The sequence below is a fragment of the Rossellomorea aquimaris TF-12 genome (genome assembly GCF_001648555.1).
GTDB classification, from domain to species: domain Bacteria; phylum Bacillota; class Bacilli; order Bacillales; family Bacillaceae_B; genus Rossellomorea; species Rossellomorea aquimaris.
Map to the genome: position 1 here is coordinate 383,122 of NZ_LQXM01000030.1, position 18,665 is coordinate 401,786.

23 protein-coding genes are annotated in these 18,665 nt (G+C 38.9%); 8 read left to right on the forward strand and 15 right to left on the reverse strand.

The features are described 5' to 3' along the window. Nucleotides 1–20: 20 nt before the first annotated feature. Nucleotides 21–263, forward strand: a complete 243-nt coding sequence (locus tag IQI_RS19045; protein ID WP_064094248.1) for a hypothetical protein — start codon at nucleotides 21–23, stop codon at nucleotides 261–263. On the opposite strand, the gene IQI_RS19050 is transcribed toward IQI_RS19045, so the two are convergent. Then, nucleotides 264–1,067 carry an aminoglycoside adenylyltransferase domain-containing protein gene (locus tag IQI_RS19050; RefSeq protein ID WP_064094249.1) on the reverse strand — a complete coding sequence of 268 codons (804 nt, stop codon included), beginning with the start codon at nucleotides 1,065–1,067 and terminating at the stop codon, nucleotides 264–266. 62 nt (nucleotides 1,068–1,129) lie between these two features. Between IQI_RS19050 and IQI_RS19055 the strand changes: the two genes are divergently transcribed. Beyond that, complete coding sequence (locus IQI_RS19055; protein ID WP_064094250.1) at nucleotides 1,130–1,573, forward strand: GNAT family N-acetyltransferase; 444 nt, start codon at nucleotides 1,130–1,132, stop codon at nucleotides 1,571–1,573. 38 nt (nucleotides 1,574–1,611) lie between these two features. Here the strand turns inward: IQI_RS19055 and IQI_RS19060 are convergent, their stop codons facing one another. Together IQI_RS19060 and IQI_RS19065 are read right to left on the reverse strand one after the other, a co-directional pair. Next, complete coding sequence (locus tag IQI_RS19060; RefSeq protein WP_064094251.1) at nucleotides 1,612–2,202, reverse strand: histidine phosphatase family protein; 591 nt, start codon at nucleotides 2,200–2,202, stop codon at nucleotides 1,612–1,614. Between the two features lie 129 nt (nucleotides 2,203–2,331). After that, the gene (locus IQI_RS19065; RefSeq protein ID WP_064094252.1) at nucleotides 2,332–2,649 is read right to left on the reverse strand and encodes a hypothetical protein; all 318 of its coding nucleotides are present in this window, start codon (nucleotides 2,647–2,649) and stop codon (nucleotides 2,332–2,334) included. A 156-nt stretch (nucleotides 2,650–2,805) separates the two neighbouring features. Here IQI_RS19065 and IQI_RS19070 point away from each other — a divergent pair, with 156 nt between their 5' ends. After that, a complete protein-coding gene (locus IQI_RS19070; protein ID WP_064094253.1) occupies nucleotides 2,806–3,309 on the forward strand; it encodes a peroxiredoxin family protein in 504 nt (167 codons plus the stop codon). A 38-nt stretch (nucleotides 3,310–3,347) separates the two neighbouring features. Here IQI_RS19070 and IQI_RS19075 read toward each other — a convergent pair whose 3' ends face one another. Next, nucleotides 3,348–4,259 (reverse strand): phosphotransferase, encoded by a 912-nt coding sequence (locus IQI_RS19075; RefSeq protein WP_064094254.1) that lies wholly within the window; start codon nucleotides 4,257–4,259, stop codon nucleotides 3,348–3,350. Between the two features lie 111 nt (nucleotides 4,260–4,370). On the opposite strand from IQI_RS19075, the gene IQI_RS19080 reads away from it, so the two are divergent. Together IQI_RS19080 and aldA are read left to right on the forward strand one after the other, a co-directional pair. Then, on the forward strand, nucleotides 4,371–5,393 hold the full coding sequence (locus IQI_RS19080; protein WP_064094255.1) for an NADP-dependent oxidoreductase: 1,023 nt from the start codon (nucleotides 4,371–4,373) through the stop codon (nucleotides 5,391–5,393). Between the two features lie 189 nt (nucleotides 5,394–5,582). Then, nucleotides 5,583–7,031, forward strand: coding sequence for an aldehyde dehydrogenase (aldA, locus tag IQI_RS19085; protein WP_064094256.1), 1,449 nt, complete (start codon nucleotides 5,583–5,585; stop codon nucleotides 7,029–7,031). A gap of 116 nt (nucleotides 7,032–7,147) precedes the next feature. On the opposite strand, the gene IQI_RS21225 is transcribed toward aldA, so the two are convergent. From IQI_RS21225 to IQI_RS19095, 3 genes are all read right to left on the reverse strand, one after another. Next, a complete protein-coding gene (locus IQI_RS21225; protein ID WP_268874515.1) occupies nucleotides 7,148–7,270 on the reverse strand; it encodes a hypothetical protein in 123 nt (40 codons plus the stop codon). Next, the gene (locus tag IQI_RS19090; protein WP_064094257.1) at nucleotides 7,264–7,497 is read right to left on the reverse strand and encodes a hypothetical protein; all 234 of its coding nucleotides are present in this window, start codon (nucleotides 7,495–7,497) and stop codon (nucleotides 7,264–7,266) included. Before IQI_RS19090 ends, IQI_RS21225 begins: the two co-directional genes overlap by 7 nt. Nucleotides 7,498–7,678: 181 nt before the next feature. Further along, nucleotides 7,679–8,095 (reverse strand): GNAT family N-acetyltransferase, encoded by a 417-nt coding sequence (locus IQI_RS19095; protein ID WP_064094258.1) that lies wholly within the window; start codon nucleotides 8,093–8,095, stop codon nucleotides 7,679–7,681. 143 nt (nucleotides 8,096–8,238) lie between these two features. Between IQI_RS19095 and IQI_RS19100 the strand changes: the two genes are divergently transcribed. Beyond that, nucleotides 8,239–9,030: a VLRF1 family aeRF1-type release factor gene (locus IQI_RS19100; RefSeq protein ID WP_064094259.1), complete on the forward strand. Its 792-nt coding sequence runs from the start codon at nucleotides 8,239–8,241 to the stop codon at nucleotides 9,028–9,030. A 56-nt stretch (nucleotides 9,031–9,086) separates the two neighbouring features. On the opposite strand, the gene IQI_RS19105 is transcribed toward IQI_RS19100, so the two are convergent. After that, a complete protein-coding gene (locus IQI_RS19105; protein WP_064094260.1) occupies nucleotides 9,087–9,479 on the reverse strand; it encodes a hypothetical protein in 393 nt (130 codons plus the stop codon). 112 nt (nucleotides 9,480–9,591) lie between these two features. On the opposite strand from IQI_RS19105, the gene IQI_RS19110 reads away from it, so the two are divergent. Next, on the forward strand, nucleotides 9,592–9,879 hold the full coding sequence (locus IQI_RS19110; protein ID WP_064094261.1) for a hypothetical protein: 288 nt from the start codon (nucleotides 9,592–9,594) through the stop codon (nucleotides 9,877–9,879). 212 nt (nucleotides 9,880–10,091) lie between these two features. Here the strand turns inward: IQI_RS19110 and IQI_RS19115 are convergent, their stop codons facing one another. From IQI_RS19115 to IQI_RS19125, 3 genes are all read right to left on the reverse strand, one after another. Then, nucleotides 10,092–12,053 (reverse strand): phospholipase D-like domain-containing protein, encoded by a 1,962-nt coding sequence (locus tag IQI_RS19115; RefSeq protein ID WP_064094262.1) that lies wholly within the window; start codon nucleotides 12,051–12,053, stop codon nucleotides 10,092–10,094. A 353-nt stretch (nucleotides 12,054–12,406) separates the two neighbouring features. Continuing rightward, nucleotides 12,407–12,718 carry a hypothetical protein gene (locus IQI_RS19120; protein ID WP_064094263.1) on the reverse strand — a complete coding sequence of 104 codons (312 nt, stop codon included), beginning with the start codon at nucleotides 12,716–12,718 and terminating at the stop codon, nucleotides 12,407–12,409. 18 nt (nucleotides 12,719–12,736) lie between these two features. Further along, nucleotides 12,737–13,540, reverse strand: a complete 804-nt coding sequence (locus IQI_RS19125; protein ID WP_064094264.1) for an RDD family protein — start codon at nucleotides 13,538–13,540, stop codon at nucleotides 12,737–12,739. Nucleotides 13,541–13,645: 105 nt separating this feature from the next. Between IQI_RS19125 and IQI_RS19130 the strand changes: the two genes are divergently transcribed. Continuing rightward, complete coding sequence (locus IQI_RS19130; protein ID WP_064094460.1) at nucleotides 13,646–14,614, forward strand: stage II sporulation protein M; 969 nt, start codon at nucleotides 13,646–13,648, stop codon at nucleotides 14,612–14,614. On the opposite strand, the gene IQI_RS19135 is transcribed toward IQI_RS19130, so the two are convergent. The 4 genes from IQI_RS19135 to IQI_RS19150 are packed head-to-tail and all read right to left on the reverse strand — an operon-like array spanning nucleotide 14,606 to nucleotide 18,640. Next, nucleotides 14,606–15,964, reverse strand: a complete 1,359-nt coding sequence (locus tag IQI_RS19135) for a DUF58 domain-containing protein (RefSeq protein ID WP_231893467.1) — start codon at nucleotides 15,962–15,964, stop codon at nucleotides 14,606–14,608. The genes IQI_RS19130 and IQI_RS19135 overlap by 9 nt on opposite strands. Then, on the reverse strand, nucleotides 15,915–16,844 hold the full coding sequence (locus IQI_RS19140) for an AAA family ATPase (RefSeq protein WP_064094265.1): 930 nt from the start codon (nucleotides 16,842–16,844) through the stop codon (nucleotides 15,915–15,917). Before IQI_RS19140 ends, IQI_RS19135 begins: the two co-directional genes overlap by 50 nt. After that, nucleotides 16,841–17,977, reverse strand: coding sequence for a DUF4350 domain-containing protein (locus IQI_RS19145; RefSeq protein WP_064094266.1), 1,137 nt, complete (start codon nucleotides 17,975–17,977; stop codon nucleotides 16,841–16,843). The genes IQI_RS19140 and IQI_RS19145 overlap by 4 nt, the downstream gene beginning before the upstream one ends. 30 nt (nucleotides 17,978–18,007) lie before the next feature. Beyond that, nucleotides 18,008–18,640 carry a DUF4129 domain-containing protein gene (locus tag IQI_RS19150; protein WP_408007887.1) on the reverse strand — a complete coding sequence of 211 codons (633 nt, stop codon included), beginning with the start codon at nucleotides 18,638–18,640 and terminating at the stop codon, nucleotides 18,008–18,010. Nucleotides 18,641–18,665: the final 25 nt, after the last annotated feature.

The window sequence follows — 18,665 nt, forward strand, 5'->3', positions numbered from 1 at the left end:
TTTGAATGGATGTTACTTACATGTCAATCTACGGATTATTGGTTCTTATCCACGTCATTACTGCAGTTGCAGGATTAGGTGCAAGTTTTGCCATGCCCGTTGTTATGAAAACTCCGGAGACTTCACAACAAGCGAAATATTCTTTGGATCTCAGCAAAAAATTTGAAGTTTTCGCGAAAGTGGGAAGCATCGTGCTACTCATTACAGACATGCAAAATAATAAAATGACACGTTTGGAATACAACGAACCAACCCAGCAATGATTATTCTGTTTTCGATACCATTTTCTCATTAAAAAATCGATCCTCACAAAAATCCAACACACATTCGATAAAATAGATCGTTTCCCTCGTCATGTCCTCTGAAGCAGACTCACCACTCTTACCTTCTCGAATGGAGAGTGCTTTTTGAATTAACTCACTAAACCTACCGTTGAACCGATCTCTAACCTTTATCAAAGCTTCTCTTTTAGAAACAATTCTTTCTTCCTCTAACGTAATCAAAATTCGACACAGAGTGGAAACAGCAAACTCCACCCACTCGTTTGGAACATAAAGAGGGGCCTTTTCTATCTTCCCTTTCCAGTAACTATAGAGGTTATATTTCATTTCTTCTTTTACGTCCTTCCATGAGATCTCATAGTTCAATTGGTGATCCGTTTTATGAAGGATTCGAGTATTCGCGGCCTTTAATCCATACCATGTGACAGCATTAATATCCCAATGTCCTTTATGAAGCTCACCTTCTGCACAGTATAGATAAGGTTCTAAATCTCGATTCTTTTTCCCTAGATTCTCTCGAGTGAGATACATGCCGTCCATACGGTCTCCATAAGGAATACCGGCCATTTTCTTATGGACTTCTTTCAAAGTATTTTCTTCCCTTATTGTTAAAGGCCTCTTGATAACAGTGACAAAATCTATGTCACTACTGTTCACCTCAAAAGCTCCAAGGGTTATGGATCCATATAAATAGGTCTCGATTATCAGCTCTGCTGGAAATTCACTGAGGAGGAATTTTTCATACGTACTTAACGTTTCTTTTATGACTGGTGGAATATTTGTCATGTTCTTCATCCTTTATCTTAAGGTATAGTATATGTAACTATTTATTTATTAGGAGGACGATTATGAAGGTTAGACGTGCAGTACTTTCAGACGTAGAGGAACTCGCTCAATTATTTAATGATTATCGAACATTTTATCATCAGCCCTCGGACATAGAAGGGGCACGACTCTTTCTTAAGGAACGATTATCTCGTGATGAATCTGTGGTTTTTGTGGTCGTTGATGAAAAAGAAATGGTTGGTTTTACTCAGCTGTATCCTTCCTTTTCTTCGGTTTCACTGCAACCTATGTGGATCTTAAATGATTTGTTCGTTGCACCTCAGGCAAGAAAACAAGGTGTTGGCCAAATGCTCTTAGATGGTGCGAAAGAACATGCAATTCAATCAGGGGCAAAATCTCTCATACTGGAAACCGATTGGGATAATGTTTTTGCTCAAAAATTGTACGAAAAAAATGATTATGAACGAGACACCAAGGTCTTTCATTACACATTGCCTCTCCAGTAATATAAATAGCCGGATCAACGCTCCTTTGTAGATCCGGTTCATTCATTTAAATGATTCGTATCGTTCATAAATCGTACAGCCCGTCCTCGTTCGGTCATTTCCAGTAAATGAAGGGTTGTATCTCCACAGTGAAAGTAAACTTCAGCATCAATCGGAAGTTTTAAAAAAGAGCATAAAAGATTATTGATAACTCCACCATGAGCCACGATGGCAACCCTACTTTCATTAGAAGATTCTGCTATTATTTTAGAGAAAATCATCTCAATTCTCATACGGAATTCTATGTGGGATTCTCCATTTTCAACGCTTTCGTGAAGGTGGTTTGGCATGATAATTTTCTTTGCCTCTTCATAGGATAAACCAGCCAGCACTCCATTATTATGCTCCATGAGATCCTCTTGGAACCGCACCTCACATCCTACTTTTTCAGCTAAAACGGTTGCTGTTTCCTTTGCTCTTTTTAAGGTACTAGACCAAATCACATCCGGTGGATATTCCCTCTTCACTCGATTGGCCATGGCATGAACCTGTTTTACACCATGAGCTGTTAGAGAAAAGTCCGCCCTTCCTTCGTGAACATGTAAAATATCTGCTTCTGATTCTCCATGACGAATCAATAAAATTTCCATAGACGCCTCCTGAATTTTGAAAATTAACATAATTAAAGTTAGATTTTACCATATTGCCAGATTGTTAACAATGATCATATAAAATAGGCATGGTTTCACGTACTCCATGCCCTTTTCACCTATTGAACTTTACCATTTTCGGGAGCTGCATCCTCTGTCCCTCTGATCATTGCATGTAAATTTTGTTTGTAACTTCATATATTGATAGTAAAGTAATGCGTGCCTTCCTTCTCTTGTATGAGGATTGATTCTTGATTGAAGTTGCTTCATGAACATCCGATCACATTTGCAAGATGGTCCATAGCGCTCATAGCATAAGTCATGGGCTTTACATGCCGCATCTACTGCATTTATGGGAGCTCCTGGACCGCTACATCCAGGTCCACACCATCTGTATCCCCGGGGAATACAAAAGCCTGGACGTCTATGATTTTTCCTCTTTTCCATATTGAGCATCTTCCTTCCTGCATATTCTAACGTTTAACTCTCTACCAAAAGGGAATTAGTTTACTATAACCACATAACATAATATGAATTATTTTTGACGGGGTTTGTCCTTTAGCCTAGAAGCACGATAATTATAAAATGTAGGAGGAATTAAAAATGGCAAGTTTTAAATTAAAAGATCAAGCACCTGACTTCACTCTTCCAACCGTTTCCGGTGAGGATTTCTCATTTGAGAAACACCGAAAAGAACATAATCACTGGCATCTTATCGTATTCTTTAGAGGTTCATGGTGTCCTGTATGTCAAGAAGAACTAAGAGAACTTCAAGCAAATAAAGAATACTTCGAGAAACACAATGTGCACTTACTGACCATCTCGAGTGACAAAATGGAAGACTTACAAAAATTTGCAAATGATGAGGATCTGACATTCCCAGTTCTTGCAGATGAAAACCTGGAAGCGATAAAAGCCTATGATGTTTTTTATCATGGAGAGGATGCTCCGTATGAGGACCATGGACAACATGGAGAGCCTGCTTATTTCTTAGTAAACGAAAAGGGTCAATTCCTATATCAGCAACGACAAACAAGCCCATTTGGTCGACCACATGCCAATGAGCTTCGAAAAATTGTTAAATATATTGGAAAAAATATTAAATAGCATGAAAAAGCCGTTTTGACATGTCAAAACGGCTTTTTTTATATTAACGCTAGTTCTAAACTTCTCTGAGCTTCTTTCACAGTAGCCTTTTGGTTCTCATGGTATCCGTATAAAAGTAACACAACGTTTGTATAGATCGCTTTAAAGCGGGCATATTCGAGTTCAATTGGCTGAACTTCTCCGTAAATATTAAAAAATGCTGCTCTTCCTTCTAGTGTTAAGAAACTGTATACCATGTTTAAATCTACTGCGCGATGCCCAATATGTACATCTCCCCAATCAATAATTCCAGAAAGAATTCCTTCTTCATTCACTACTACATTTTTAAAATGAAGATCTCCATGTACAAGTGTTTTTTCTTCTGGTAAAAGGTCTGTAGGTACTTTACTTAGATAATGATGTAGAGTCTCGACTTCGGTAAATAGTTGTAGCTCTCTTATTTTTTGTATATTTTTCTCTAACGGTTCAAATCGTTTCTCTACATCTAAGCGGGCTAATTCGTCTTGTGGCACATAGTACTCTTGCAGTTTCTTTCTATCCACCTTATGAAGAGATTTCATAAAGGCTGCTAGTTTAACAGCTGACTCCTCTCCCCTCTTTACCAACTTCATATGTGAAGGAAGCTTTCCCTTTACATAATGATAGCCAAGAAAAGGCCATGGATACATAGAAGAAGGCTTACCGTAGTATGTAGGTAATGGCAACTCTAACTGTAGATTTTGTTGATGAAGAAATGGTAAAATACCTCCTTCAGCTTCCAGTAATTCCACTGCGATTTCACGCCTTGGGAATCGGAAAACCCATCGATGATTCACTTGAAAAACTGTATTATCGAACCCATAATCCATTATGTTCAGTTGAAGAGGAGCTAACTCGGGAAACTGGGTTCCGATAAGCTCCCGGGCAACCTCTATAGTCATAGCCACTTCTGGCTCCCATACGTTTTGCACATGCATTCCCCATTTCTTCGAGTGTTTTTCTTTGTAGAGATTCCGTTAATTGTGATAAGTTTCAATCAAACAGTAAATTCTATTGAAGGAAAGATTAAAGGAGGAATCATTATGTTACCCGAATCACAGCAACAAATCCAATTGGCTTCTCGCCCAGAAGGAACGCCAACGAATGCAAATTTTCATTACAAAAAAGTGAATGTCCCTCAGCCTTCGGAACGAGAGGTTTTAGTTAAAACCCTTTACCTATCTGTCGACCCTTATATGCGTGGAAGAATGTCCGATGCGAAATCTTATGTAGAGCCATTTCAATTGCATGAACCCTTAATGGGTGGGGCCGTTGGTGAGGTTGTCGAATCAAAATCTGAGCAATTTCAGAAAGGTGATTTTGTTGTCGGTATGCTTCCTTGGCAGGAATACTCCATCGCTACTGAACAACAGGTAAGAACCATCGACCCAAACGTTGCTCCTATTTCCACTCACTTAGGAATTTTAGGATTAACAGGATTAACTGCTTATTTCGGTCTCCTTGATATCGGCCAACCAAAAGAAGGCGAAACAGTCGTTGTATCAGGAGCTGCCGGTGCAGTCGGTTCGGTTGTTGGACAAATTGCGAAAATTAAAGGAGCTCGTGTTGTAGGAATTGCCGGTTCTGATGAAAAAGTGAGCTACCTTACTGAAACATTAGGATTTGACCAAGGAATCAACTATAAAACAACCGATAACATTTATGCTTCATTAAAAGAAGCATGTCCTAACGGAATTGATGTTTACTTTGAAAATGTAGGTGGAGAAATTGGGGACGCTGCCTTAAGTTTACTAAACAAACATGCTCGTATTCCAGTCTGCGGAGCGATTTCTTCTTATAATAAAACGGACAGAGATCTTGGACCTCGTGTTCAAACCAGATTAATCAAATCAAGCGCCCTCATGAAAGGATTCGTTGTGAACGACTACAACGAACGTTTCAAAGAAGGAGCAACTCAACTAGGACAATGGCTTAGTGAAGGTAAACTCTCCTACGAAGAAACCATCACCGAAGGCCTTGACAACGTAACCGACGCCTTCCTCGGACTATTCCAAGGAAAAAACATCGGCAAACAACTCGTCAAAATCGCCGACCCAACTAAGTAATTAATACATTTGAGGGACGGACCTCCATTTCTACTCGAATCCCATTAAATCAACTTTTTGATTAATGGAATGAGTAGAAGAGGTCCGTCCCTCTTCTCTTTCTCGACACATTCCCATGTTTACGTCGTTGTTTAGAACGGGAATGGAGTAGGTATGTATATACAGCGAGAGCGAGGAGGAGCAGGTAGTATGAAGAAGTATCAGTTATATATTAATGGTGAATTTGTCGATGGGACGACTCATGAGTCGTTGGATGTGATTAATCCTGCTACGGAGGAAACGATTTCTTCGATTCAGAAGGCCTCAGAGGAGGATGTCAATCGAGCAATTGAGGCAGCTCATTCCGCCTTTAAGAATTGGGAGAAGGTGCCTTCTAAAGAACGAGCTGCCTATTTATATAAAATAGCCGATAAGCTTGAAGAACGTAGAGATTCATTTGTTCAGATGCTAACAGAGGAAAACGGAAAAACATTGGAAGCTTCTGAAGGTGAAATTGATCTGGCTATTGAGTATTTCCGCTATATGGCCGGATGGGCACTGAGATATGAAGGTGAAATTCTTGAAAGTGAACGCTCCAATGAGAATATCCTGGTTTATAAGAAACCGATTGGCGTCGTTTCAGGTCTCATACCTTGGAACTTCCCTATGTTTATTCTTGCCAGGAAGGTAGCTCCTGCAATTGTGACTGGATGTCCAATTGTGATAAAGCCAAGTCAATATACACCAAATACAGCATGTGAATTTGCGAAGATCATAGACGAAATCGAGCTCCCTAAAGGGGTCTTTAACCTTGTTACAGGAAAAGGATCTGATATCGGAAACCCTCTATCCAGTCATCCTAAGGTACGCATGGTTTCCATGACTGGTAGCTACCCAGCCGGAACGAAGGTAATGGAGGCAGCTTCTAAATCGATTACGAAAGTAAATTTGGAGTTGGGAGGAAAAGCTCCAGCCATCGTAACAAAGCATGCGAATATCGAGTTGGCTGTTGAAAAAATAAAAACATCCAGAATTACCAACTCAGGTCAAGCTTGTACGAATGCTGAAAGAGTGTATGTACATGAAAGTGTTGCCAAAGAATTTATCAGTAAAATGACAGAAGCCATGAAAAACACAGCTGTTGGCGATCCAACGAATCGTGACAATGACATTGGTCCTCTTGTTAATAAGGATCGACTTGATACTGTAACTAAAATGGTGAATACTGCCGTTGAAAATGGAGCCAAAATCCTTACGGGTGGAAAGCCTGTTGATGCCGGCAAAGGCTTCTATTACGAGCCAACCATTCTCGTGGATGTAAAACAGGACATGGAAATTATCCAAGAAGAAATCTTCGGACCTGTCCTGCCAATTATGACGTATACAGATTTTGATGAAGTGATTGAATTAGCTAACGATACAGAGTACGGTCTCTCTTCTTCTATTTTCAGTGAAAACTTACATGAGATTATGAGAGCAGCCAACGAACTGCGATACGGTGAAACCTTCGTAAACCGTGAAAACTTTGAAGCAATTAACGGCTTCCACGCTGGTCGAGGTCAATCCGGTATTGGTGGAGCTGATGGGAAGCATGGTTTAAACGAATACCTTGAAACTCATGTTGTTTACCTGGAGTATGATGAGAACTATAAAGGATAAATGAAGAAAGCCTATCTGAGTGCCTTTTCAGATAGGCTTTTTATTTTTTCGTACTATTTTTGCCCATAAAAAAAGCCCTATATCCATAGGACTTATTGAAAATACATTCAGTTGTATTATGAAACAATGAAGAAATTTGCCATTGCGATAAGAAGTAAGATAATAGCAACTCCAGAACTCATCCAAAGAATATCGTTGAAATCCATTTTCATGTCAGTTATTTTTTCTTTGTTTAGCATGGAACTTCACTCCCTTGAATATTTTCAATAAATCCAATGATTTTAAAAGTAGATAAGTCAAAAGCTGGATTGGTTGATGCAGAACACTGTGAACATTTAATATTTGATACATTCATCGTTGTACGAAATTCGTTTTCACATTGTGTGCACTCCAGAATGTGTAGATCTCTCTTCTTTCCTTTACGATCAAATTGTATGCGCTCTCTACCTCGGTTAATGTATGTCACTTTTTTTCTCTCCTGTCAAGTTTTATTTACTTAATATTTACCCCCTCTTCAAAGGTTGAAACATTTTTTATGTAATTTTTTCTAAAAAAATGGAGAGTTTCACCAAATTGTTCTAGATACGTAGACTTAGAGAGTTTGACCTAACAGCCCGTTTTCAAAAAAACCAGCCTCAAGGGGCCGGTTACAATCTCTTTTCCATATAAACTTGACGGTGACCTTTAGGGAAATCCTCTACCACACCAAATTCTTTGTATCCTATTTTTTGATAAAAATGAGGTGCTTGAAAACTAAATGTATCAAGGATCACCACATAACATCCTTTCTCCTTGGCATACTCTTCAATCTTCCTAATTAGTTTCGTACCATACCCCCCTTGTCGATATTCTTCCGCTACCCAAAGGAAATCTACATGTAAATGGTGCCAGAACATTTCACCTACTATACCACCGACAATCTCCTCTTCATCATTTCTCATAACAAAGCTAACTTTTTCAAGTGGCGTTTTCGTTTCTTCTTCAATCTGGGACATATTGTACTCAATCAATTTCTTTCTTATATAGTCACTATCTTCATCTATCCATTGCTTAGAAATCTTCAAACCCTTCCCCTCCTTCATTCAATTATTTTTCCTTACTTCTATTAACAGGTCAAGTTTACTTTATTTACCTAATTCACGTTTAAGAAGTATCCATGCCGTTTATAGAATAGTAAGGTTACAAATTTTCAATAAGGAGGAGTTCCATGTCTTTAAAGAAAACGATAAGCGTTTTAGAAAACTTATACTTACAAAAGCCTGATAAACTATTAACCTTGTACTTAAATACAGATCGAAGAGACCAGGACCAACAAGGTGGCGAATGGAAGATTGCGTTAAAAAATGGATTCAACCGATTAGAAGAATATTTAGAAAGCGCCCCTGAAGAATTGGATCGATTGAAAACCCTCCGGGAAAAAGTAGAAAACCATGTTTACAGCTTAGAAAGGGATTTGCCACGAAGCTTTATCATTTTTGCTTCTGCTGATAGTGGAATATGGGAAACCTTTGAACTTCAAGTACCTGTTGAGACCAACTTTTATTGGGAAGAGAATCCTAACCTCAACCAATTAAAGGCATTACACAATCAATATCCATTGACAGGTCTTGTTCTCCTGCAACAAAACCAAATTAAAATTCTCACTTCTGTATTTGGGCAGCTTGAGACGAAAGAATTTATGGAATTTGATCTCGACACTGAGGATTGGAGAACGTATGAAGGACCCCACCATGCGGACATCAACGGTGGAGGAAAAGCCAATCAACAAGAAGAATATGAAAATCGGCTAAAAGCGAATCAACAGCGATGGTGGAAAAGCCTTGGAAGTATTCTTGATAAAAAAGCCGCCGATGAAGCTTGGGAAAAAATCGTTCTCGTTGGTGATAAAGAAGAGGCTAACGTATTAGAAGAAAGCATGAACAAAAAGGTACATGAAACCATTCAGAAGAACTTATTAAATGAAAATGAGCATCGAGTTGTTGAGAAATTATTAGCTTAGAGGAAGGACTCGCATGGAAATGTCTGTGCGAGTCCTTTTTATTTTTAGATTTCAATTTATCTCTTATCTTTTTCCTTTAATACAATATCTTCTTCTGAAACTTTCTCAAATTTCATTACTTTTTCATATGAAACTAAATGATCGTTAGTAGCCCAATCGACTAACGAAGTAATAATATATTCATCCTTTTTCTTGTGAACGGATAGCTCGGTAGAAATATACTCATTTTCTTTGTGGTCAAGTCTATAGAATACATACGTGTAATTTTCAAAACTGTGTATAGAGAAACCATTTTTTTGAGGGTTTGCTAACATCTCATTCTGAACTTCTACTGGTACGTCCTCAATGTTAAGGACTTCGTATTCGACCTTTTGACTCCTCATTTTATAAATAGAGAATGAAAGTATAAGAACGACTATCATTAAAGTTATTGAGAGTGATTTTTTCAACCTTTACCTCCATCTTACCTTTCCCATATTATATATCATGTCAAAACTCTACTCGAAAAACAGGCACACGCTCCTGATCACTTCATACAATGAAACTAGGAGGTGTGTGCCCGTGCTTTCTCGTATAAAATGGTTATCCTTTTCGATTGAATTATTTTTAGCTGTTCCCATATTCGGAAATATTGCTGGTGATGGTATTCCTTTTCTCTTATGTTTAATTGCTCTGTGGCATTTTGGGGTGTTGGTTATCTCCAGATCTGAAGATCAACCGATTCTCGGCAGTGTTCTTGGTATTATCGCGTCTTTCCTAAATTTTTTCCCGGTCATTCGATTAATTGCCCATGCCGTTACGGCCATTGTACTTATTTTTGAAATTCAGAAAGCTCCTGGGATGGAGTAATAGTAAAAACGCAGGAGTTTTGAACTCCTGCGTTTTCATTTTAACTGGTTCCAATCCCTTTATCCGGTGTTTTCGGCTATTTATGGGGATGCATCCTCAGTTTATGCGTATGAATCCTGGTTTTATGCGTAAGATTCCCACTTTTATTCGTGAAAAACACTCATTTATCCGTTTCACTGTGAATAATAATAGTGATTCTAATTGAAATCCCTTTACTGAACGACTCCACCTGCATTTACATATCTAGCATTAAATTCCTGGACGAATTGGTTAGCAATTTCAGTGTCATGAATGATAAGCATATTTTCATCATTTACGTTGTTGCCATTTTCGCTCCAGTTGGTAGAGCCCACAATAACCGTTGGATCACTGTTTGTATCGGCATCAATAATCATAGTTTTGGCATGAAGCTTTCGGCTTTCATTCGCCGTGTAAACTGGGGCTGGATTTGCCCAGCGTGTATTTGGGTTGTTTGTGCTTGTCTGGGAAGCGGTTCTTCCTGTCATTTCAATGCTTGCAGACCACCATTGGTTCCAGAAGCTGGCATCAAATAATCCTTTCACATCAAATCCTGTTAATGTTCCTTGGTTATCAAGGTAACTGCCTTCCCATTTGTTCTTTAATTCGTCAACAAGTGCTTGATCACTCCATGCAAAAATGGTGAAATATGCACTTTCATCTGCTTCGGTTTTTACAAGCTCTGTCATATGGCCAACGGCATCGTCACCAGAAGAGAAATAGACTTCAACTGTCTCTCCACCAACCGTAACAGAGTGAGGAGTGTTGTCTATTTTTCTCGTACTGAAGTTTGCAACGGTGTTATCAGGCGTCGTTGTGCTACTTCCCCACATTTCCTCAAATTCAGTTTTATAAATAGAAGCAAGCTCAGGAGAATGAACCTCTACTACATGCTGTTGATTGCCATCTAATATTCCTTGATTCATGTTTTCTTCAGAACCATATAATCCTGTTACAGTAAAGTTCCAGCTTCCTGTGAATACCCATTTGTTATCTACAAGGGCAAATTTGTTGTGCATTTGGTTTCCTGGAGAATAGTAGCTATTGGCTTCCTTTAATTCCCCTTCAACAAATAGATAGCCTGTCATATCAGAGCTTCCGACCGTAACCGTGCGTTGTTGGAAGTCATTAAAGCTAGCTGGCAAGCTATATTCTGCTCGTTTCGCTGCATCTTCTACTACAAACATAGGAGAATCAGATAAGATATGAACATCATCTGCGGTTCCAACAACTTGATCTTGTCCACGAACTAGTTTTTCTAAGTATAATCTCATTGTTTCATAACGTTCTGTATAGTGAGGGTCTGTGGCATCCTTTGCATCTGCCAGAACTCTAACATCTACGCCCTGTGCCGCTTTTTGAATGAGTGTGTCGATCACTCTTGGTAAATTGATTTCATACGTAGCTAAATCAATGGAAGTCGTTGCCTCGTTTAAACGTTTAAGTAAACGATTTTCTAAATTCACATTGTAATTTGCATCATTTCCACTAGAAGCATATTGTGTGGAAGCACTTTTATTAAAATAAACATTCATAGCCCCAAGCTCCTCGCTTACATTCGTAAGAGATTCTCCTGAGTTCGTTGAAGACGTCTTTGAATTCACTCCTTTAGGTGTACCCAAGCCGCCTTCATATGTAGTTGTTGATGTGCTCCAATTCGATGATAAAGTACCATCTACAGTGCTGTCGTTTCGTTCCATTGTCGCCTTTGTATTATTGTCCCCGGCATACCAGTTATTTACTTCATCAATAACCGTCCCGCTCGCATCTTTTAAATAAAGAACTTCACTTGAATTTCCAAGTCCTCCAGTATAAATCAAATTAGCCGGGATACTAGGAATCGTATCATCACTCGTTCTTTCTAGTAAGTAAAATCCGTTTGCTTTGACTGTTCCGCTTAATGGAATACTAGGTGTTCCATCTTGAGCTTCCAACACCCATCCGTCAAGAGACATGCTCGATGATGTTCCGTTGTATAATTCAATCCATTCATCATTGTATGAAGCAGTTGTCCCCATCCAGGCTACCTCATTAATCACCACTGATTTAGAAGCAGCTGCTACTCCCTTTTCCATGGTCTCTTGAGGCTGTACAAGTCCCCCTAGAAGTAAAAACAAAATACTTACGACAGATAACGATACCTTTTTATTTCTCATTGCTTTCCCCTTTCAAAAATAGATTACAATTCTAAAAAAAAGATTACAATACTAGTATATTTTGTCGTATTTTGTAGTGTAATAGGCTAAAAGACATTATTTTTCTAATTATTTTGTAAATTAAATATAAAGATTGTAAATGTTCTAATCTTTTTTCCTATGTAACTTCCTTTAATTTCTTAAATATGTGAAAAGACCTTATAATAAGAGTTTTTCCATCTAGTTCAAAAGGACCGTGCTGTCGAAAAATCGTTACTTCGCCGAAAAATTTCAAATTCCGCTGATAAATGACGGGTTTTCGCTGATATATATCTTACAACATAAAAAAGGACCCTTAACGGATCCTTTTCAAATCAATAATATATGAATGCAAAGATAAAATTAATGAGGATAAACAGAACTAACCCTATTTTCACTGGACCCATTCCGAATGTAATGGCCTTGATTTCACCGGCATCCTGTCCTGTCCATCCCCGTATACCAGCATTAAATTGATTGCTGGACTGCTTCGTAAAAAAAGTAAATAACCATATGGCACAAAAAGTGACGAGCCCACCAACGAAAAAAGTGTCGACTGCTTTCCAACCAAAGGCTAGTGAAACAATCCAAAATACAATGGCTTCAATGGAGATGGTCAATAAGATTATACTTAAAGACTTTTTCATTCCTTCACCCTTCCTTTTTTACCTTTCAAAATCCCATTCTTCTTTTAAAACAAGATACAGAATTAACAGGGTATCTTCTAATTCTTCATAGGTTTGTTCCTCCACCTCTAACCCTAGTTTGGGATAGAGAATAAAAGCCAGCTTTCTCGTTAAATGATTTCGTTGACCCAATGGCAGTTGCAAGAAACGATTGCTGTATGTTTTCAGTAAATTCCATTCCTTTGTTCCAAGCTGATTCAAATTCCATGTTTCTATTACGAGGTCTTCTTTCCTAAGCCCTCGACGATTGATTTCCTTCTCAATGGCCTTCATTTTTTTCTTTTTCTTCACTTTTTCCTCATGAACCACTATGGTACCTGCGACCAGATCACCGATTCGTTTGTGCTTAGAGTGAAGATAAAGCATGGTCATACCAATGAAATAAAAAGCAGGTAATGAATCAATTAATCTCAAAAGATTTCGTATAAAGCTTGATAACAGGGTGATGCTGTGACCATTTTCTTGGATGACACGAATACCGAGCACTCTTTTCCCTACGGTTTTTCCTCCCCAGAAAAATTCCAAGAGGAAATAGTACCCCCAGTTGATAGCGAAAATGGCGACAATCCCGATGCCAAATACATATGAAGGCATGGATTGTAAAAAAAAGAAATCCGCCTGACCGTATGTAATTATCAGAAGGACAATGATAATCAATAGATTAACCGCCATTAAGATGAGTTGGTCCAGAATAAAGGCTGCTGCTCTGCTTCCTAATCCAGCAGGCTGAAACTGCAGTGATACATATTCAGGAGTTTTAATATCAACTTGATTATCGTACATGACAGCTCCCCCTCCTTTGGTTTAATTTTCCTGTTTTTGTTTCTATTCTTCTATAGAATTACTATAATAGTAGATATGATAAATCCAAAACAAGAAGGTGTTTTAATGAATGTGAAGCAATTTATCAAACAGCACCGTGAAGAGTGGAAGGAACTTGAAGAGCTCCTTACTTCCCTTCGTAAAAACAAGAATAAGACCGGAAAAAATATAGATAAGTTTCAGCGACTGTATCAAAAGGCTGCTCAAAATCTATCTTATAGCCAAACCTATTTTCCGAATGAAGAGGTTACGTCTTACTTAAATGGTTTAGTATCTAAATCTCATAATCTTTTATATAAAGATCAGATTTCAAGTATGAAGCAGGTTCGGCGTTTCTTCTCCACTACTTTTGTAGGCTTATTGTTTGAGCAATGGAAGTTTGTTCTGATTGCACTGGGGCTATTCATGGTTGGAGCTATCGGGGCTTACCTCTCCGTACTGAATGACCCATTAAACATCTATTCCATACTCCCGGCTAATATCTCGCAAAACGTTGATCCAACGACTCTCGGACAAAGTGACGGTGAGGTGGATTCCTCATTTATGTCTGCTTCGATTATGACGAATAATATTAAGGTCGCCTTTTTAGCTTTTGCTGGTGGTGTTACGTTTGGATTACTCACTGTTTATATGATGGTTTATAATGGCATCATTATCGGAGCCTTAGCTGCTCTGTTTTGGCATCACGGTAAAACATACGAATTCTGGGCTTATATCGTTCCTCACGGGATGATTGAGCTTACAGCTATTTTCATTGCAGGCGGTGCAGGACTGTTAATGGGCTATAAGCTTTTTGTTCCCGGTCGTTTTACGAGAAGCTTTCAATTAAAGCAACAAGCAAAACGATCCGTACAATTACTACTGGGAACGGTTCCACTCTTTGTGATAGCTGGGATCATAGAAGGATTCATTACGCCTGCTGCCATTTCTCTTGAAACAAAATATATGGTTGCCTTTGTAACGGTCATCGGTTTAATTTTATATGTTACCATTGGCAGGCTGCGATGGAATAAAGCTAAGTTGAACTTACAATAGTCCACGATTCATCATATCGATATAATACGAAACAGCTGTTGTTGCCAGTTTCTCTTCCCGGGCCTCCACCATTAGGAGGCCATTTTTTTCCCATTTTGCTTTTTCTCTTTTTTTGACAAGCGCTTGATTTTGCGCCATGCTTTTCACCATTGCGCTTTGAACATCTACAGGCTCTGACTTTAAGTTTTTTAATAAGGTTTCATCTTCAATTCCTATCGTTAAAAAGAGGTGTCTTCTTCTTAGCCTTTTTAAATAGAGTAAAGCATTATCTTCATGAAGAAATGTGTGAACATCACTGAACAACAATAGTAAACTTCTCTTCTTCTGTTTCGTTTCAAGGTAATGAAGGACGACGGCATAATTAGATTCTGCTGTATCTACTGTGAGGTTATACACTTGATGAATGATGGTTTGAAGGTGTTCCATTCCTTTAGCAGCCGGGATGAAGACCTTGACATCTTTACTAAAAGCGAGAACAGACACATAGTCTCCTTTTTGTAAGGCTGCTGCCGCAACGGTTAATGCTGCTTCAATGGACTTCTCTAATCGGTTTCCCCGTTTGAGCTCTGCCCCCATCATTCGTCCACAATCGATGAGAATGGTTATATACTTACCATGTTCAGGTTCGTATTCGTTTGTCATGACTTCTTGAAGCTTTGCTGTTTGCCGCCAGTTTATTTTTCGTGGATCGTCACCAACGACGTAGCTTCTAATCTTTGCAAATTCTCCAACACCGCTTCGTTGTTTGCGAATCTTTACACCGTCATACAACAGGAATTGCTGAGCACTCTCTATGACTTTTTTAGTTTCAGACAAATCCGGAATGACTTTTACTTTATCCACTAGCTCTATTGCATTTTGCTTTTCCCATAAGCCTAATATACTCCTGTAACGAAGATAGAGCTTTGACAGCTTATAATCTCCTCTAACGTGAGCTACCGTATCATAATAGAAGGTAGAAGTGGAGTTTCCAGCAAGCTTTCCTTGTAAGGGAAAACGGACAATAAAGCTTTGTGGTGTACCGTCTATCATTCGGATATTTGTTTCATGGTGAGAAGAATTACTCACATGGAGCTCCACCGTGTATTGAAGTCCTCTTTCTAGTTGATCAGTTATTTTCCGCTTCACTTTCACCTCTTTTTTCCCTGGTGAAAGAAGTAAATCGAATAAGCTAAAAGCTAGAAATAGTCCATTTACAATCAGGATGACCTGCCAGGATAATTGGAAAATCGCTCCTACTAATAGACAAGCAGAGACTGCAAAATAAAACAGCAATAACCGTTTCGTTGGCACAATTCCTCTATCTTGGAACAGTAATCGACCCAACAAGGTCCTGGATGATTTGGTCAATGGTCACTCCCTCCAATTCTATATGAGGAGATAATTGAATACGATGTCTGAGGGCAGGTCGTGAAACAATCTTGATATCATCTGGTGTCACATAGTCTCGTCCCGAAAGGTATGCCCATGCCTGACTGGCTTTTCCAATGGAAATCGCTGCTCTCGTACTGGCTCCAAAGCGAATCGACTCAGACTCCCTCGTTCGGCGGACAATTTGCATAATATAGTCTAGAATCGAATCATTTAATGTGACTTCTCCTATTTCTTTTCTAATGGCTAAAAAAGACTCAATGTCGAGGACTGCATCAATGTCATTCCCATAACTACGATTCTCAAGTACTTGCTTTAATACACTTTTCTCCTCTTCAAAAGCAGGAAAATGCATATCCAGCTTAAACAAAAATCGATCTTGTTGTGCCTCAGGCAGAGGGTACGTTCCTTCAAATTCAATCGGGTTTTGAGTAGCTACTACAAAGAATACGTCAGATAATGGATATGTTTCTCCTTGAATCGTTACTTGCTTCTCTTCCATTGCCTCTAATAAAGCTGCTTGAGTTTTTGCTGGAGTGCGGTTGATTTCGTCAGCTAAAAGAATATTCGTGAAAATAGGACCTTTGATGGTTTGGAAACCGCTATCCTTCATGCTGTAAATCGTGCTTCCTGTAATATCACTTGGAAGTAAATCTGGAGTGAATTGGATTCGATTAAAATCTCCCCCCAGTAAATGAGAGAGTGTTTTGACCATTTGGGTTTTGCCTGTCCCGGGGACACCTTCAACTAATACATGACCACCTGCCAGAATAGCAGATAACAAGAGTTTAAGATTCGTACTTTGACCTACAATCCGAGATTCATATTTCTCCATTAAGGACGCGACTTCTGGTTTCAACGCTCCTCCACCTCTTTCCTGATTCTATTTATCTTTTTAGACCAGAGTAAATATTCCTGTTTACTGAGGCTTTCTTTGTCTATGATTTCATGTAAACCTTTGAGAAGACCTGGGATTTCTTTCCGAGGAATTCCCATGATTTTTCGAGCCAGCTGCTCTTCTAAATCCACCCAATCCCTGGTTGTAGGAATACCCCATTTTTCTTGAAGCAATCCCCGAACATAGTCAGATTGAATGTTTATCGAGTCCCTATATTGACGTCCCTTTAAATACCATGCTCCTAGTGCTTTTATTCTTTCATCACTGAAGCGGACGGTCTCTTCTCTTGGTACTAAAATGGACCCAAAGCGTTTGCCCCGATACCACAGCCATAATAATGTGAAGATGACACATTGCAGAATAATAAGTAAAAACCACTTTGGATAAAGAGTGTGAACAGGTGCTCCCCCTTCTCCCCCATGGTGATACTCATCAAATAAAATCTTTTTTTCTGATGTCATTCCTTCTTCCAACAAGGAAAGAACAAGATGAAGATGATCTCTCGTTAAAATGCGCTCATTCATTAACCAATTTGGGGAATTCGAAACAATTAAATCCCCTTCCCCCACTTTTCGTTTTAAAGCCAGAACTCCCAGTTCGTCTTGTAGTAAAATGTCATCTCTTTCATTTGGGACAAGTCGGACATCCGATAGAAGATCTCCTTGATATGTATGACCCTCAGCATCTTTAATCTTTTCTTTATCCTGTTCTGCTTCGGGATATTTCGTTTTAATAGAAAACATGTCCTTTGGGTTTTCTTTAAAAAGGAGAATGGTGTTTCCAGCTTCCATAAATTTTTTATAGGCATTCATGTCTTCTTCACTGGAAATTGCGAAAGGTTCTACCATAATGAGTACTTGATCCTTAGACTCCAAAGATAAGTAGGCAGGTGAATGAGACCATCGTTTCACTGAACCCTGCTCATTTTCCAAGTATGTATAAACTGCTTTTGTACCAGTAGGAGCGGGAGACTCTGAATCGTATGGAGGATATTCCTGAGGCTTGTGAGATCCAAGGATGTAGCTCAGGATTAAAAACAGAGCAAGAAGAAAGGCGAGCCATATCCATGCTTTTAGATTTACATTTGATTTCAACGCTATTCATTCCACCTTTCCTCAGAGACATTAAGCAGATGCTTCCCTCTCCCTGTCCATCCAACTCTTGGCTTCATTTCGATACTTTTCATACTCTTCCTTCAGTATAAATCGTTCTCCATAGGCTACTTCATCAAATAAAATGGCGAGGTGATAGAACCTGTCTGCCTTACCTTCATGAACCCTTCTAAGCTCTTCGTAATAATCCCAGTTCGTTTTCCAAACTCTCGCCTCAAGCCATTCCTTCTCGTGAAAAAATAATAGTAAGGCCAGGAACATATGACGTGTGGCTAATGAATATTCTTCTAATTCCTCTTGTCGTTTTGCTTCTGCTAAATGACTCTCAAAGGACCACTGCATTTCATTCATCGTTTGTAGTGGTTTATTGTAGCGGAACTTCCGTCTGCGAAGCCCATTACGGATCGAAAGCGTCAACGTTACAAGAAGAACCAACACAACAACAATGATGATGATAATGAATAAACTTGACGCCACTTCACTGGTTGGAACCAAAGAAGGAAAAAGGTTGGCCAGCTTTTCAGCTAGCCACTCTTTTGCATTCTCCCACAGTTTTGTAAGGACGTTTTCTGATGCGTACGCCTTATATTCAGAACCATTCAAAATATCTTGCATCTTATCTCGTGCTACATCTTCTTTAAACACTTCTATCATCACCTAGCTTTCACGA